This is a genomic window from Reyranella humidisoli (assembly GCF_019039055.1).
Lineage (GTDB): Bacteria > Pseudomonadota > Alphaproteobacteria > Reyranellales > Reyranellaceae > Reyranella > Reyranella humidisoli.
In genome coordinates this window covers 171,808-186,639 of record NZ_JAHOPB010000001.1, presented here as the reverse complement: position 1 = coordinate 186,639, position 14,832 = coordinate 171,808, and the positions used below count along the sequence as shown (strand labels likewise).

Below are 14,832 nucleotides of genomic sequence, written 5' to 3'. Positions count from 1 at the left end.
GATGGCCAGGGGTCCCAAGCCGCTGCGGCGCACGTTCCGCTACTGGCTGCAGCAGCTCCATCTCTGGGTCGGGCTGATCCTGCTGCTGCCGCTGGTGATGATGGGCATCACCGGCGCCGTGCTGGTCTATGCGCACGACATCGAGCATCTGCTGGGCCAGGGCGATCCGCCGGTGAAGACCGCCGGCGAATGGCAGTCGGCCGCGAAGCTGATCGAGGCGGCCAAGGCCGCGAACAGCGAGCCCGGCCGCATTCCCATCGCGGTGCGCTGGCCCATCGAGGTCGGCGAACCGGCGGCGGTGCGCCTGTCGCGACCCGGCATGGCCAATGAGCGGCCGCAGTTCCGGGGAGGCCAGCAAGGGGGCCAGCAGGGCGGGCAGGCGACGGGAGCGCCGGCGCAAGGCCGAGTGCCGATGCAGAGTCCGTTTGCCGGCAGCCTGCAGATCCTGATCGATCCGGTATCGCTGCAGGTCCTCGAGACCCAGCAGGCGATGACCGGCTGGGTACGCTTCTTCCACGACCTGCACGGCCACATCTTCATCCCGGGTGGTGTCGGCCGCGAGATCGTAGGCTGGCTGGGCGTCGCCATGCTCGTTCTGGGCTGCTCGGGCCTCTATCTCTGGTGGCCGAAGCCCGGCCAATGGAAAGCGGCCTTCCAGGTGCGCCGCAAGGCCAAGGGCCTGCGCCTGAACCGCGAGCTGCATGGCGCGGTCGGCATCTGGTCGCTGGCGATCTTCATGCTGGTGAACTTCACCGGCGTCTATCTCGCCTTCCCGCAGCAGATCTCGGCGGCGGTGAACACGGTCTGGCCCGGTCGCGACATGCGGGCGGCGATGTTCCAGGCCCGTGTCGAGCCGATGCGCGGGACCGCCCCGATGGATGTCGACGAAGCCGTCGAACTCGCCCGGGCGCGCGTTCCCGGCACGCGCTTCCTCAACGCCTTCCTGTCGGTCCGTCCCGACCAGGCGCTGCGCGTCGGCCTCATTCGGCCCGGCCACGAGGAAGGCGCGCCGATCGTCACGGTGATCGTCGATCCCTACCGCAAGAGCGTGGTCGACGTGTTCGATCCGCAGGCCATGTCGACCGGCGAGAAGATCATCGCCTGGCAGCGCGCGCTGCATTACGGCATCGGACTGGGCGGCGTTTACAAGTTCCTGGTGTTCGTGTCGGGCGTGATCATCCCGATCTTCGCCGTCACCGGCTTCCTGATGTGGTGGATCAAGCGCCGCAACCGCCGCGCCGGCGAGCGGACAAGGCAGGCGATCCTGCGCGGCACCGGCCAGCCCGCCGAATAGATCAACGATTGGTCGGTCGCGGCGCGAGGTCGTAGAGGCTGATCGCGCGGCGTGGCTCGGTTGGCAGCGAGCGCCACAGCGCCGGGTCCACCGGCCTGCCGCGTGCCCGCACCCAGGCGTCGAAAGCGGCCGGGCGGCGTCTCGGCGACAGCAGCACGTATCTCACCTCGCCGCGCTTCACCCGTTCGGCGAAAGCGTCGAGGCTCATGATGGAGTCGTTGCCGAGGTAACCCCCGAAGGCCAGCACGGGCTCGCCGCTGCGGATGATCAGCGGCGAGGCCAGCAGCGCGTTGGACGTCGCGGCGAGGAACTTCGCGGTGCCACGTTGGGCTTCGAGGAACGCCAGCAGCTTCGGGTCGTCTCCCTGGGAGCGATGCGTGCGAGATAGGATGGGGCCGCGTCCGTCGTCCATACCTAGCCAGCGCGGCAGACTGGCCGACGGCAGGATGAGGTTGCCCGGCGAGAAGATCGGGCTGAGCGCCCAGGCCGTGGGCAGGAGCAGCAGCGCGACGACACCGATCAGCGCCGTCAGCCGCCGGTCGCGCCAGGCCGCCGCGGCGGCCGCGAACAGCGCGACGGCGGGAAAGCCGGTCCAGGTTGCGGTCCAGCCGAGCGTCCCGCCGGTGACATAGGCCTGCCAGAGCGCCGTGGCGGCGACTCCGAGGGCGAGGGGCACCGCACCGCGCCGCCAGAGTTCCACGCCACCGATGGCCGCCAGGGCGGCCAGGGGTGGAGCGAGCGTCACGAGATAGTAGATGTGGAAGATGCCGCCGGCGGCGCTGTAGACAATGCCGTAGGTCAGCGCCCATCCGGCCCATAGCGCAACCGCCGCGCGTCGCCTCCGCCACGCCAGGATGGTGCCCAGCACCGCGAAGGGCAGCGCCCAGGCGAACTGCCCCGCCAGCATCGGCGTGGCGAGGCGCAGCGGTCCGACCGGCGCCGCGTCGTATGCCAGGGCGTGCGGCGCCTGTGTCGTCGCGGGGGCTTGTGGACGCCGGTCGCGCACGAAGCGCTCGATCCCGTTGTGTCCGACGATCAGCTCGAGCATGGATCCGCTCTTGCTACTGCCGGCCTGCGGCCGCAGCCGCTCCGGTGTCAGGTCGAAGATGACCGCCCAGGACAGCGAGACGACGGCCAGTGCGAACCCGCCGGCGACCATCCAGCCCAGCCGCCGCGGCCAGTCGAGCGGGCTGGAGAGCCACCAGCCGGCGAGGAGCGCGGGACCGCAGACGAGCGCCGCCAGCATCTTCACATTGAAGGCGAAGCCCAGCGCCACCATCGCGAAGACCAGCGACAGGCCACGACCCCTGAGGGCGAGCCCGGCTGCGATCAGCAGGAACAGGACCAGCCAGGCATCGGTGTTGTTGGAGCGGTCGACCGCGACGGCGATGGGCGACAGGGCCATCAGGAAGGCCGCGATCAGCGCCACCGACCGGCCGAACGGCTTTCGCAGCAGGAAATACAGCACCGCCACCGAGGCGGTACCGGCCAGCGCCTGCGGCAGATGGATCGCCCAGGTGCCGTAGCCCAGCGCGGCGGCGAAGACCGTTTGGATCCAGAAGGCCAGCGGCGGCTTGTCGAGCGAGACCAGCCCTGCCGGATCGAAGGCGTTGTAGAACAAGAGGCCGGCGCCCTGCAGCATGCTGCGCACGCCGGCGGCGTAGTATTCGTTGCCGAACCCGTTAGCGGAGAGATCCCACAGGCGCAGGCTGGCCGCGAGGGCGAGGGTTACCGCGAGCAGCCCGTGTTCGAATCGTCGTGCGGTTCGGAGTTGCGTCAGCCGTGGGTCCCCCTGGACAGACTACGCGGTGACGGACCGCCTCATCCCATGCCGGACTGGTGATTTCACCAGGACGGGAGCGGTCCCTTGAAGATGAAGAAGGCGCCGCCGCAGATCAGGGCGAAGCCCACGAGGTGGTTCGAGGTGATGCGCTCGCCGAGATACAGCACCGAGAAGGCGGCGAACACGGTGAGCGTGATCACCTCCTGCATGGTCTTGAGCTCGGCGGCCGAATAGACCGCGTGGCCGTACCGGTTGGCCGGAACGGCGAAACAGTATTCGGCGAAGGCGATGCCCCAGCTTGCCACCACCACCAGCCACAGCGGCTTGTCGGTGAACTTCAGGTGCCCGTACCAAGCGAACGTCATGAAGACGTTCGAGATCAGCAACAGGACGATGGGCGTGATGGCGGCCGGCAGGAAGGACATCGAACGGGCTACTCCGGTTTGATCTGCAGCTTCTTGATGAGCGGGACGACCATCTTGTCCTCGGCGTCGAACATCGCCGCGGTCTCCTGCGGCGTAGTCGGATAGGCCTCGGCGGTGAGGTCGGCGAAACGCTGCACGACGGCCGGGTCTTTCAGGACCTTGACCATCGCCTCGTTGATCTTCGCCACGACCTCCGGCGGCATCTTGGCCGGACCGAACAGGCCGGTGAAGGTCGCGAAGGTGAAGTTCTCGAGACCCTTCACGCCGCTTTCCTTGAAGGTCGGCACGTCGGGAAGCTGCGGCACGCGCTTGTCGGACGACACCGCGATAGCGCGCAGCTTGCCCGACTTGATGTTGCCGAGGGCGGCGTTCAGCTGGTCGACCTGGGCCGGCACCTGGCCCGCCATCACGTCGATCATGGCGGCGCCCGATCCCTTGTAGTGGACCAGCGTGTACTTGGTGTTGGTGGCCTCGCCGATCAGCTCGATCGCGAGATGATTGGTGGTGCCGACGCCGGAATCGGCCACCGCGAACTTGCCGTCCTTACCGAGGGCGATGAAGTCGGCCAGGGTCTTGATCGGCGAGCTGGGCGGCACGACGAGGACGGCCGGCACGCGCTGGATATGGGTGATCGGCGTGAAGGCCGTGCGCCAGTCGTAGGGCGCATTGCCGTAGATGGCCGGCACCGCGACCAGCGAGTTGGCCGAGACCAGGAGGCTCGTTCCGTCGGGCGCCGACCGGGCGACGATATCGCTGCCGATCATGCCGCTGGCGCCGGCCTTGTTCTCGACGATGACGGTGACGCCCGTCACCTCGCGCAGCTTGTCGGCGATGATGCGGGCGGTGACGTCGATGTTCCCGCCCGGCGCATAGGGCGCCATGATCTTGATGGGCTTGTCGAAAGCTTGCGCGAAAGCCGTTCCCGACCCGAAGGCAAGCCCGGCAAGTGCTCCAATGACCGCTACCAAACGCATTGATTCCTCCTGTTCATGTTTGGGAGGAGCCTAGAAGAACGTCCCCGGCCGCGCAAAGCTCCGATGCCTGCGCGGCCCGCGTTGCGGACGATCAGCGCGTCGGTGGCCGATGCTGCGCCCACGGCCGGGCGGCTTCGAGCAGGGCGCCCATCCGCAGGACGTCGGTCTCGGCGCCCCACTTGCCCACGACCTGCACGGAGGTCGGCAGCCCGTCCGTGCCGAAGCCCGACGGGTAGGCGCAGGCGGGATGGCCGGTCAGGTTGAAAGGATACTGGTAGGAGGTCCAGCCCTGCCGGGTGATGCCGCACTTCACGCCGTCGATCATCACCTCGTCGTTGGCCGCGTCGTGCGTCACGTCGAGCGCGGTGCGCGCGTTGGTCGGCATCACCAGGAAGTCGTAGCGCTCGAACAGGGACTGGATCTTGCGGAACAGCGTCGTGCGCGCAAATTGCGCGTTGCGAAAGTCCGCCAGGGTGAACTTGGCGCCGCGCTCCATGAAGGCGAGTGTCACCGGGTCCATCTGGTTCTGCCACTTCGGCAGGTATTGCGCGCAGAACACGGCGAAATTCGCCTGGTAGAGAACGCGGCCCTCGTATTCGATCCAGTCGATCTTGTCGGTGACCTCCTCGACCTCGGCGCCCATCGCCTCCCAGGCCGCGAGCGAAGCGCGCGTGTTGTCGCGCACGTCGGCGGCGACGCGTGGATTGGCGGTGCGCTCCATGTAGCCGATGCGGACGCCGGCCAGATCGCTGCCCGCGAGCTTCGGGGACAGCGGCTTCTGCGCGCTGCCGGAGAGGGTCCAGGGGTCCTTGTCGCTCGGACCGACCAGCACCGAATGCATGACCGCGGCGTCGGTGACGGAGCGCGCCAGCGGGCCGGCATAGATGTTGTTGCCGTAGGCGTCGCGCGTGGTGTCGTAGGGCACGGCGCCCAGGGTCGGCTTGAGGCCGACCAGCCCCGAGCAGGAGGCGGGGCCGCGCACCGAGCCCGCGCCGTCGGTGCCGAGGGAGAGGGGGCCGAGGCCGGCCGCCACCGCCGCCGCGCCGCCGCCGCTGGAACCGCCCGGCGTGCGTTGCAGATTCCACGGATTGCGCGTGACGCCAAACGGGCCGTCGGTCAGTCCCTTCACGCCGAACTCGGGCGTCGTCGCCTTGGCGAAGATGACCGCACCGGCGGCGCGCAGGCGCTGCACCAGCAGATCGTCGGCCGCGGCCGGGCCGTTGCCCTCGAAGATTGCCGAGCCGTGGCGGGTCGGCGCACCCTCGACGTCGACGAGGTCCTTCACGCTGATCGGAATGCCATGCAGGGGGCCCAGTTTTTCACCCCGTGTGACGGCTTCCTCGGCCGTTTTCGCGTCACGTCGCGCGCGGTCGACCATGACCTCGCGGAAGCAGTTGATCACGGGGTTGGCGCGCTCGGCGGCTTTGAGGACCGCGTCGAGATATTCGACGGGCGAAAGCTTCCTGTTGCGGATGAGGGCGGCGGCCTGCACGGCCGGAGTGAAGAGAAGTTCTGTGTCGGTCATGCCGGCACACTAGCCCATCCTCGACACGGTCTGCACGCTGCGCTACGCCCGATGCCGATGTTCTCGCTTCCCGTCCTGGCGGCACTCGCGGTCGTTGCCGTCGTGACCTCGTTCGTCTCCGGCATCTTCGGCATGGCGGGAGGGATGCTGTTGATCGGCTTCCTGCTGCTCTTCCTGCCGGTGCCGGTCGCCATGGTGTTCCACGGCGTCATCCAGATCGCGGCCAACGGCTGGCGGGCCTGGCTGTGGCGCCATCACGTGAACTGGAACGTCGTGCTGCAGTTCGGCGCAGGGGCCGTGGCTTCGCTGGTTGTCTTCTCCTTCTTCGATTTCGTTCCCGACAAGGCGCTGGTGCTGATGGCTGTCGGAGCGACGCCGTTCATCGCGCTGGCGGTGCCGCAGCGCATCGCGCCCAACATCGAGCGCGGCGGGCAGGCGTTCCTGGCGGGCGCCATCGGCGGCGCCATCCAGCTCGTCTCGGGCGTGACCGGCCCGCTGCTCGACATCTTCTATGTTCGCACCGGCATGACGCGGCAGGTCAACGTCGCCACCAAGGCCGCGGCACAGGTTCTGGGCCATCTCACCAAGGTGATCTATTTCGGCCTGGTGATCGAAGGTCCGGCCGGCCGCGACCTCGAACAGTGGCTGGTCATGGGCTACGCTGCCGCCTTCGCGGTGGTCGGCACGACCCTGTCGCGCAGTTTCCTCGACCGCATGTCCGACAAGCAGTTCTATCATTGGACGCGCCGCGTGATCCTGGCGCTGGGCGCGGTCTACATAGCGCAGGGCATCTGGCTGATGGTGACGCGATGAGCACTATGGAAGGCAGCGTAAAGGACCAGGTACGGGCGCTGCTCGACCGCCTGCCGGACGATTGCACCTTCGCCGACGTGCAACGCGGCATCGCCGTCCTGATGTGGCCCAAGCGCGACGATGGCAGTCTGGCGCCGCCGCAACGGCTCGACCCCGACGAAGTGAAGCGCCGCCTGCGCGAATGGATGAAATCGGAGAGGGACAAATGAAGGACCGCGTTTCGATCGATCTCAAGGACGGCGTCGCCGACGTGCGCCTGATCCGTGCCGACAAGATGAACGCGCTCGATCCGGCGATGTTCGAGGGCATCATCGAGGCGGGCGCGAAGCTCGCCACCATGCCGGGCCTGCGCTGTGTCGTGCTGTCGGGCGAGGGCAAGGCCTTCTGCGCCGGCCTCGACATGGGAAGCTTTGCCGCCATGAAGGCGGAAGGCGACGCGGTGCCGGGCGTGCGCGACCTCACCAAGCGTACTCACGGCATCGCCAACCGGCCGCAGCAATGCGCCTGGTTGTGGCGCGAGCTGCCGGTACCGGTGATCGCCGCCGTCCACGGCGTGGCCTTCGGCGGCGGCTTCCAGATCGCGCTGGGACCGGACATCCGCTACGCCACGGCCGACGCGCGCTTTTCGGTGATGGAGATCAAGTGGGGCCTCGTGCCCGACCTCGCCGGCACGCAGCTCATGCGACATCTGGCGCGCGAGGACGTGGTGCGAGAGCTCACCTACACCGGCCGCATCTTCAACGGCGTCGAGGCGCGCGAGATGGGTTTCGTGACGAAGGTGGTCGACGATCCGCGTGCCGCGGCGCTGGAAACGGCGCGGGAGATCGCCTCCAAGAGCCCCGACGCGATGCGCGCCAACAAGCGGCTGCTGAACGCCGCCGTCGCGACCGATGCCGCCTCCGGACTGATGATGGAGTCGGTCGAGCAGCAGAAGCTGATCGGCTCGCCCAACCAGCTCGAAGCCATCATGTCGAACCTGCAGAAGCGGTCGGCGAACTACAGGGATTGATCGAAGGGTTTCACCAGCACCACCTCATCCTGAGGAGGTGTGCGCAGCGCGCCGTCTCGAAGGATGGGCAACAGGCGTAGTGCTCGTGCCCACCCTTCGAGACGCGCTCCTGCGGAGCGCTCCTCAGGGTGAGGTGATTTTGGTGAAGGTGGGGTGGGTGACCGCTACCGCCCCTTGAACACCGGCTTGCGCTTCTCGACGAAGGACGCGACCGCTTCCTTGTGATCCTCGGTGCGTGAGGACTGGACCAGACGTTCGGCCTCACGATAGTGCGCGTCCGAGTAGTTGATGTGCAGCGCCTCGTCGAGATTGTCCTTCATGTGGCGCAGCGCGACCCGCGGACCTTCGGCCAGGGACTTGGCGAAGGCAAAGGCTTCGTCCTGCAGCTTGGCGTCGTCGACCACGCGATTGACGAGTCCGATCTGCTCGCAACGCTCGGAGCTGACTTTCTCGGACGTGAACATCAGCTCGCGCGCCCGCATCGGGCCGATAGTGCGCGTCAGCAGCCACGAGATGCCGTAATCGCCCGAGAGGCCGATCTTGGCGTAGCCGGTGGTGCAGAAGGCGGACTTCGCGGCGATCCGGATGTCGCAGGCCAGCGCGATCGCGAGGCCGGCGCCGGCGGCCGCGCCGGGGAGGGCGGCGATGGTGGGCTTGCGCACGGCGACCAGCGCGCCGGTGAGGTGCGTCTGCCGCCAGCGCAGGTCGGCCAGCCGCTCCTCGTAGCTCATCTGGCCGCGCGGGCCGCGGCCGCCCATGCCCTTCACGTCGCCGCCGCTGCAAAAGGCGGTGCCGGCACCGGTGATCAGCAGGGCGCCCACCGCATCGTCGTCGCCGCGCGCCTTGATCTGGTTGCGCAGGGCCTCCGTGAGGTCGGGCGACATCGCATTGCGCGCCTCGGGGCGGTTCAGCGTGATCAGCGCGACGCCGTCGCGGACGCTGCACAAGAGTTCGGTTGTGCCGGTATCGATTTCCATGTGACCTTCTCCTTGCCATGACATTCCCGGTCACCGAACACACCGTCAAGACCGCCCGTCACACGACGGGCTACCTCGCCTGCGGAGCGAAAGACGCCCCGCTGCTGATCTTCGTCCACGGATGGCCCGAGCTGTCGCTCTCCTGGCGGCACCAGCTCCCGGCCTTTGCTGCCCTGGGCTTCCGCTGCATCGCGCCGGACATGCGCGGCTACGGCCGCTCCAGCACCTATGCACGGCACGAGGATTTCGCGCAGGAAGAGATCGTGGCCGACATGGTCGAGCTGCTCACTTCACTCGGTCGCGACAAGGCGGTGTGGATCGGCCACGACTGGGGCAGCCCCGTCGTCTGGAACATGGCCGCGCATCACCCCGAGAAGACGGTGGGCGTGGCGAGCCTGTGTGTGCCCTATCTGTCCACGGGCTTTACGCTGGAGACCGTCGTCCCGCTGGTCGACCGCGCGCTTTATCCCGAGGCCCAGTTTCCGGCCGGACAGTGGGACTACCAGTTCTTCTACGAGGAGAGCTTCGACAAGGCCTGCGCGAGCTTCGACGCCAATCCGCGCAACCTGGTGAAGGCGCTGTTCCGCAAGGGCGATCCGTCGCGGGTCGGAAAGCCCGCGCCGACCTCGATGGTGCGCATGGCCGGCGGCTGGTTCGGCGGCGGCGCCTGCCCCGACGTGCCGCGCGATCCCGACGTGCTGACCGAGGCGGACATGGAGGCCTATGCCGCAGCCTTGACCAGAAACGGCTTCTTCGGCCCCGACTCCTGGTACATGAACCACAAGGCCAACGCCGCCTATTCGAAGCGGGCGAAGAACGGCGGCAGGCTCGCCATGCCGGTCCTGTTCCTGCACGGCGCCTACGACACGACCTGCGAGACGATGACCTCGAAGCTCGCCGACCCGATGCGCCGCGACTGCGCCGACCTCACTGAAGTGGTCGTGCCGTCGGGGCATTGGATGGCGCAGGAGCAGCCGGTCGCCGTGAATGCCGCTCTGGCGAAGTGGCTGGCGGCGAAACTGGCGGTCTACTGGTCCTAGCTCAGGACGCGTTCTTCGCCTTGTGCGCGGCAAATCGGTCGAGACTCTCCTTCGGCCAGAGTTCGTTGCGGTCATAGTACTCAGCCGCCGCCGGAACGGCGGCGGGCAGCGCGACCCAGGGCTGCTTGCTCATGGTGAAGATATGGATGTCGGGGGGCAGCCGGTCGGGCTCGTCGAGCGTGCCGACACGCACGAAGTGCACCGTCGGGCCGGCGCCTGAATAGTTGCTCCACACCGCGATGCGGCACTTCGGGCAGCGCGAGATCTTCTGGCCCTTGCCGCTGAGCGTCGGCGTGTCGATCACCTCGACTTCGCCGCCCAGCCGCTCGACCCTGTCGGCCTCGATCATGGCGTTCATCGCGAAGGCCGTGCCGGAATCGCGCTGGCACCAGCGGCAATGGCAGCAATGGACGAACAGCGGCTTCGAGGTGAGTCGATAGCGCACGTGCCGGCAGGTGCAGCCGCCCTCGAACGTCTCCGTCTTGCTGGTCATCGTATTCCTCTCCCGGCTAAGGTCCGCGCCTGAATTCATCTGGGCGGAGAGTAGACATGGCCGGACGGCTGCAGGGCAAGGTGGCGGTGGTGACGGGTGCGGCGCCGCGCGGCGAGGGCGTCGGCAACGGCATGGCGACGGCGCTGCTGTTCGCCAAGGAAGGTGCCAAGGTCGTCCTCGTCAATCGCAGCGCCGAACGCGCCGAGGGACTGGCGAAGCAGATCAAGGACGAGGGCGGCGAGGCGTCGGTCTTCGCGGCCGATGTGGCGAAGATCGATGAAGCCGAGGCGATGGCCGACTTCGCGATGAAGAAATATGGCCGCCTCGACATCCTGCATAACAATGTCGGCATCGGCGGACCGGGCACGCCCGAGACGGTCACGCTCGAAACCTGGAACAAGGTGCTGGAGGCCAATCTCACGACGACGATGCTCTGCACCAAGTCCTGCCTGCCGCGCATGAAGGAAGGCGGCGGCGGTTCGATCATCATGGTGTCGTCGATCGCCGGCGCGCTGGGCCTGATGGGCAGTGCCGGCGCGGTGGCCTATGCGACGGCCAAGGCCGGCCTGCACGGCTTCACAATGTCGGTCGCGGCCGACTATGCGACGCAGAACATCCGCGCCAACTGCATCATCGTGGGCTCGGTACACACGCCGATGGTGGCGCATCTCGGCGCCGAGGCGCGCGACCGGCGCAAGAAGATGGTGCCGATGCAGGTCGAGGGCACGGCCTGGGACATCGCCCATGGCGCGGTCTATCTCGCTTCCGACGAATCGCGCTGGGTGACGGGCGTGATGCTGCCGATCGACGGCGGTCTCGTTTCGCTGCGGGCCTGGCCGCGATGATTCGGCCGCTGGTCGCGCTCCTTATGGCAGCCGTCGCGATGCCGGCGGCGGGCTTCGCGCAGAGCCAGATGGAGCTCAACCAGCAGGCGGGTGCCGCGCTACAGGACGCCGACCGGCAACTCAATGCCGTCTACACGAAGCTGCGCACGCGCCTCTCACCCGAGAGCCGCGCGCGGCTGCAGTCGGCAGAGGAGGCGTGGATCCAGTTCCGTGACAGGGAGTGCGCCTTCATCGGATCTCCGACGGCCGGTGGCTCGATCCACGGCATGATCGTCGCCCAGTGCCAGGCACGCCTGACGCTCGTGCGCGTGAAGGATCTCGAGACCCAGCTCAACTGTCCTGAAGGCGACCTGTCCTGCGTCAGGAATTAGAGGCAGATACAAACAAGCCCCGTCATCCTGAGCGCAGCCGCCCAGAGGGCGGCGCAGTCGAAGAATCTCATTTCTGGCGCACGGCGTATCGAAGCGAAAAGAGGTCCCTCGACTTCGCTGCGCTCCGCTCGGGACGACGGGGCCTTTTATCCAGCTCTAACAGCTGCACGCCGCTCGTGATGCCAGGTGTAGAGGCCTGACGCGACGATCACCGCGGCGCCGGCCAGGGTCCAATGGTCGGGGACGTCGCCGAATACGATCACGCCCAGGATCGTGACGAAGACCAGCAGCGTATAGCTGTAGGGCTGGACGGCGCCTGCCTCGGCATAGTCCAGGGCCTTGATCAGCGCGTAGTGAGCGAAGGCGCCCAGTATCGCGATGGCGATCAGCAGGCCCCAGCCCGTCGCGTCCGGCCAGCGCCACTGCAGCGGTCCGACCAGGGTGGTCGCGCCGAAGGCCACGAAGGCCGACCAGACGAGCGTCGTGTCGGGCGTATCGGTGCGCGAGCAGAGGCGGATCAGGATCTGGTAGGCGCCCCACAGGATCGCGCCCGCGACCGGCAGCAGCAGCGGCCAGTCGAGTTCGCGGAAACCCGGTCGCACGATCAGCAGCACGCCGACGAAGCCCGCGGCGACGGCGGCCCAGCGCGCCGGCCCGGCTTTTTCACCGAGAAACAGCACGCCCAGCGCGATCACGATCAGCGGGGAGGTCGCGGCGACCGCGTGCGTGTCGGCCAGCGGCAGGTAGCGGAAGGCGAGCACGAACACCGCACTCTCGACCACCGCCAGCAGCGCGCGGCCGAGCTGCAGCCAGGGGCGGGCCGACCGCGCGGCAGCGCGCAGGCCGCGGCGGCGCACGACGAACCAGGCGAACAGGCAGAAGATGGCGTAGCGCACCCACATCATCTGGCCGATCGGATAGTCGGCCACCATCCACTTGGTGATGGTGTCCATGCTGGCGAAGCCCAGCATGGCGAGCATGGTGAAGATCGCGCCGCGCGAATTGTTGTTGCGGCCCGGATCGGCCGCGGGCCGCGTCATTCCGCGGCGGCGACGCGATGCGCCGGAGGCCGGAAGGCCGGGATCACGCGTTCGGCGAAGAGCTTCAGGCTCTTCATCGTCTTCTCCCGCCCGTAATAGGGCGGGTAGTGCAGCAGCAGCGAGGTCATGCCGGTGCGTGCCTGCATCTCGCGCAGGCGCGCGATCACCGTCTCGGCCGAGCCGTGCAGGAGCGTGGTGTTCAGCAGGTCGTCGTAGCTGAGCTGGGTGCCCTTCTCCGACACCGAGCCGAGATAGCCCGCCGTGCCGGTACCGCCGAAATGCGCGATGTGGCGGACGATCGCCTCCTCGGTCTCGGCGCGCGCCTGCGCGTCGGTGTCGGCGATGTAGACCCAGCGCGCGATGTCGATCTGCCCTGCCGCGGGGTTCTTCGCGCGCTCGGCCGACGCCTTCGCCAGTTCGCGCTTGTAGAGCGAGGTCTGGGCCGCCAGCGTCTCGATGCCCGGCAGGGTCGACAGCATCAGGCCGAAGCCGTTGCGGCCGCAGTAGCCGATCGAGCGGTCGGTGCCGCCCGCCATGTAGAGCGGTGGATGCGGCATCTGCACGGGCTGCGGCAGCAGTTCGTAGGGCTCCGCGACGGTGCCGCTGAAATACTTGCCGTTGTGGTCGTAGCGATGGCGATGGAAGGCGTCGAACATCAGGCCGACCGCTTCCTCGACCATGTCGCGGCGACCCTCGAAATCCTTGCCCAGCCCGACGAACTCATAGGGGCGATAGCCCGAGCCGATGCCCAGCATGACCCGGCCGTTCGACAGGATGTCGACGAAGTTGGCGTTCTCGACGACGCGGATCGGATCGTAGAGCGGCAGCGTGATCACGCCGGAGGCCAGCTTGATGCGGCTGGTCTTGCCGGCGAGGTAGGCCATGTAGGCGAAGCAGTCCGGCATGATGCCGTAGCTCGTCGAGAAATGGTGCTCGGCGATCCAGGCGGTGTCGAAGCCCAGACGCTCCGCCTCGATGATCTCGTCCGTCGTGCGCGCATGCACGGCGCGATGCGGATAGGGCTCTTCCTTCGGATTGGCGTGCGACGTGAAGAGGATACCGAATTCCATCGCTGTCTCCCGCAGCTACTCAAGCTTGATGCCGGTATCCTTCACCACCTTGGCCCAGTTTTCGACCTCGCGGCCACGCCACGTATCGCTCTGCGCGGGCTTGTAGAGGACAGGCTCGGCACCGAGTTCCTTCAGGCGCGTGGCCACTTCGGGGATCTTCGTCGTCTTGTCGATCTCGACATAGAGCCGCTCCAGCACTTCCGGCGGCGTGCCCTTGGCGGCCAGGAAGCCTTGCCAGCTTCCCGTCACGAAGTCCTTGATGCCGGCGGCCTCGATGACGGTCGGAAGATCCGGCGCGAGTTCGTTGCGCTTGGCGCTCGACACCGCGAGGCCGCGCAGCTTGCCGCTCTTCACGTGCGGCAAGGTTGCGATCATGCCGTTGAACAGGGCGTCGGCGTGGCCGCCCGCGACCTGCTGGATCGCCTCGGCGCCGCCCTTCATCGGAATGAAGGTGATCTTCAGGCCGAGCGAATGGGCGAACAGCGCGCCCGCGAGATGCGGCGCGCTGCCGAGGCCGGCGGTCGCATAGTTGAGCTTGTCCGGATTGGCCTTTGCAAAGGCGATCAGTTCGGCGGCGGTCTTGTAGGGACGGTCGGGCGCCGCGGCGAGCAGGTGCGGCGTGTAGGCCAGCACCGTGACGGCGTTGAAATCCTTGGCGACATCGAATGGCAGCTTCATCACCGACGGCGATATCGTGAGATTGCCGAGATCGGTGAGGACCAGCGTGTAACCATCGGGCGCCGACTTCGCGATCATGTCGACGGCGATGTTGCCATTGGCGCCGGTGCGGTTCTCGACGACCACCGACTGGCCGAGTGCAGCCTGCAGATGCGGCTGCATCAGGCGCGCCAGGATGTCGGAGGTGCCGCCCGGCGCGTAGGGAATGATGATGCGGATCGGCTTGTTGGGAAAACCCTGGGCCCAGGCACTGGTCAGGATCGCCGGCGTGGCCAGTGTCGCGGCAGTCAGACCGAGAAGGTGTCGGCGGCGCATCGTTCACTCCCTTAAGTGCTTGTTTTGCTGGGACTTTAGGGTGCGGATCGACCGAATGCCAGTGGCGCCCTCGCAATCGGCTTGACTTCGCTGCGCTGCACCATCATATACGCCGCAGCCCACAGGTACGTGGGCGTCCAAGATTTCTCGCGATCGCGCGACGCGCCCCATTCTTTGTGA

Annotated in this window: 16 protein-coding genes; 7 read left to right on the top strand and 9 right to left on the bottom strand. The window is 67.5% G+C overall.

What is annotated here, in order from left to right:
• The first annotated feature begins 1 nt into the window (after position 1).
• Complete coding sequence (locus tag KQ910_RS00955) at positions 2-1,294, top strand: PepSY-associated TM helix domain-containing protein (RefSeq protein ID WP_216956135.1); 1,293 nt, start codon at positions 2-4, stop codon at positions 1,292-1,294.
• Position 1,295: 1 nt separating this feature from the next.
• Here KQ910_RS00955 and KQ910_RS00950 read toward each other — a convergent pair whose 3' ends face one another.
• From KQ910_RS00950 to KQ910_RS00935, 4 genes are all read right to left on the bottom strand, one after another.
• On the bottom strand, positions 1,296-2,936 hold the full coding sequence (locus KQ910_RS00950) for a glycosyltransferase family 39 protein (RefSeq protein WP_216956133.1): 1,641 nt from the start codon (positions 2,934-2,936) through the stop codon (positions 1,296-1,298).
• 203 nt (positions 2,937-3,139) lie between these two features.
• A complete protein-coding gene (locus KQ910_RS00945; protein ID WP_216956131.1) occupies positions 3,140-3,502 on the bottom strand; it encodes a DMT family protein in 363 nt (120 codons plus the stop codon).
• Positions 3,503-3,510: 8 nt separating this feature from the next.
• The gene (locus tag KQ910_RS00940) at positions 3,511-4,476 is read right to left on the bottom strand and encodes a Bug family tripartite tricarboxylate transporter substrate binding protein (RefSeq protein WP_216956129.1); all 966 of its coding nucleotides are present in this window, start codon (positions 4,474-4,476) and stop codon (positions 3,511-3,513) included.
• Between the two features lie 91 nt (positions 4,477-4,567).
• Positions 4,568-6,001, bottom strand: a complete 1,434-nt coding sequence (locus tag KQ910_RS00935; protein WP_216956127.1) for an amidase — start codon at positions 5,999-6,001, stop codon at positions 4,568-4,570.
• 51 nt (positions 6,002-6,052) lie between these two features.
• Here KQ910_RS00935 and KQ910_RS00930 point away from each other — a divergent pair, with 51 nt between their 5' ends.
• The 3 genes from KQ910_RS00930 to KQ910_RS00920 are packed head-to-tail and all read left to right on the top strand — an operon-like array spanning position 6,053 to position 7,823.
• Entirely contained in the window at positions 6,053-6,814 is a 762-nt protein-coding gene (locus tag KQ910_RS00930) for a TSUP family transporter (RefSeq protein ID WP_216956125.1), read from the top strand.
• Positions 6,811-7,023, top strand: a complete 213-nt coding sequence (locus tag KQ910_RS00925) for a hypothetical protein (protein WP_216956122.1) — start codon at positions 6,811-6,813, stop codon at positions 7,021-7,023. Before KQ910_RS00930 ends, KQ910_RS00925 begins: the two co-directional genes overlap by 4 nt.
• Positions 7,020-7,823 carry a crotonase/enoyl-CoA hydratase family protein gene (locus tag KQ910_RS00920; RefSeq protein WP_216956120.1) on the top strand — a complete coding sequence of 268 codons (804 nt, stop codon included), beginning with the start codon at positions 7,020-7,022 and terminating at the stop codon, positions 7,821-7,823. The genes KQ910_RS00925 and KQ910_RS00920 overlap by 4 nt, the downstream gene beginning before the upstream one ends.
• A gap of 164 nt (positions 7,824-7,987) precedes the next feature.
• Here KQ910_RS00920 and KQ910_RS00915 read toward each other — a convergent pair whose 3' ends face one another.
• Positions 7,988-8,800 (bottom strand): enoyl-CoA hydratase-related protein, encoded by an 813-nt coding sequence (locus KQ910_RS00915; protein WP_216956117.1) that lies wholly within the window; start codon positions 8,798-8,800, stop codon positions 7,988-7,990.
• A gap of 17 nt (positions 8,801-8,817) precedes the next feature.
• Between KQ910_RS00915 and KQ910_RS00910 the strand changes: the two genes are divergently transcribed.
• Positions 8,818-9,840: an alpha/beta hydrolase gene (locus KQ910_RS00910; protein ID WP_216956114.1), complete on the top strand. Its 1,023-nt coding sequence runs from the start codon at positions 8,818-8,820 to the stop codon at positions 9,838-9,840.
• Between the two features lies 1 nt (position 9,841).
• On the opposite strand, the gene KQ910_RS00905 is transcribed toward KQ910_RS00910, so the two are convergent.
• Entirely contained in the window at positions 9,842-10,333 is a 492-nt protein-coding gene (locus KQ910_RS00905; protein ID WP_216956112.1) for a GFA family protein, read from the bottom strand.
• Positions 10,334-10,389: 56 nt separating this feature from the next.
• Between KQ910_RS00905 and KQ910_RS00900 the strand changes: the two genes are divergently transcribed.
• Together KQ910_RS00900 and KQ910_RS00895 are read left to right on the top strand one after the other, a co-directional pair.
• The gene (locus KQ910_RS00900; RefSeq protein ID WP_216956109.1) at positions 10,390-11,178 is read left to right on the top strand and encodes an SDR family NAD(P)-dependent oxidoreductase; all 789 of its coding nucleotides are present in this window, start codon (positions 10,390-10,392) and stop codon (positions 11,176-11,178) included.
• Positions 11,175-11,549 (top strand): lysozyme inhibitor LprI family protein, encoded by a 375-nt coding sequence (locus KQ910_RS00895; RefSeq protein ID WP_216956105.1) that lies wholly within the window; start codon positions 11,175-11,177, stop codon positions 11,547-11,549. The genes KQ910_RS00900 and KQ910_RS00895 overlap by 4 nt, the downstream gene beginning before the upstream one ends.
• 146 nt (positions 11,550-11,695) lie before the next feature.
• Here KQ910_RS00895 and KQ910_RS00890 read toward each other — a convergent pair whose 3' ends face one another.
• The 3 genes from KQ910_RS00890 to KQ910_RS00880 are packed head-to-tail and all read right to left on the bottom strand — an operon-like array spanning position 11,696 to position 14,652.
• Positions 11,696-12,589, bottom strand: a complete 894-nt coding sequence (locus KQ910_RS00890; RefSeq protein WP_216956103.1) for a DMT family transporter — start codon at positions 12,587-12,589, stop codon at positions 11,696-11,698.
• Positions 12,586-13,659 (bottom strand): LLM class flavin-dependent oxidoreductase, encoded by a 1,074-nt coding sequence (locus KQ910_RS00885; RefSeq protein WP_216956101.1) that lies wholly within the window; start codon positions 13,657-13,659, stop codon positions 12,586-12,588. The genes KQ910_RS00890 and KQ910_RS00885 overlap by 4 nt, the downstream gene beginning before the upstream one ends.
• A gap of 15 nt (positions 13,660-13,674) precedes the next feature.
• On the bottom strand, positions 13,675-14,652 hold the full coding sequence (locus KQ910_RS00880) for a Bug family tripartite tricarboxylate transporter substrate binding protein (protein WP_216956098.1): 978 nt from the start codon (positions 14,650-14,652) through the stop codon (positions 13,675-13,677).
• Positions 14,653-14,832 lie beyond the last annotated feature (180 nt).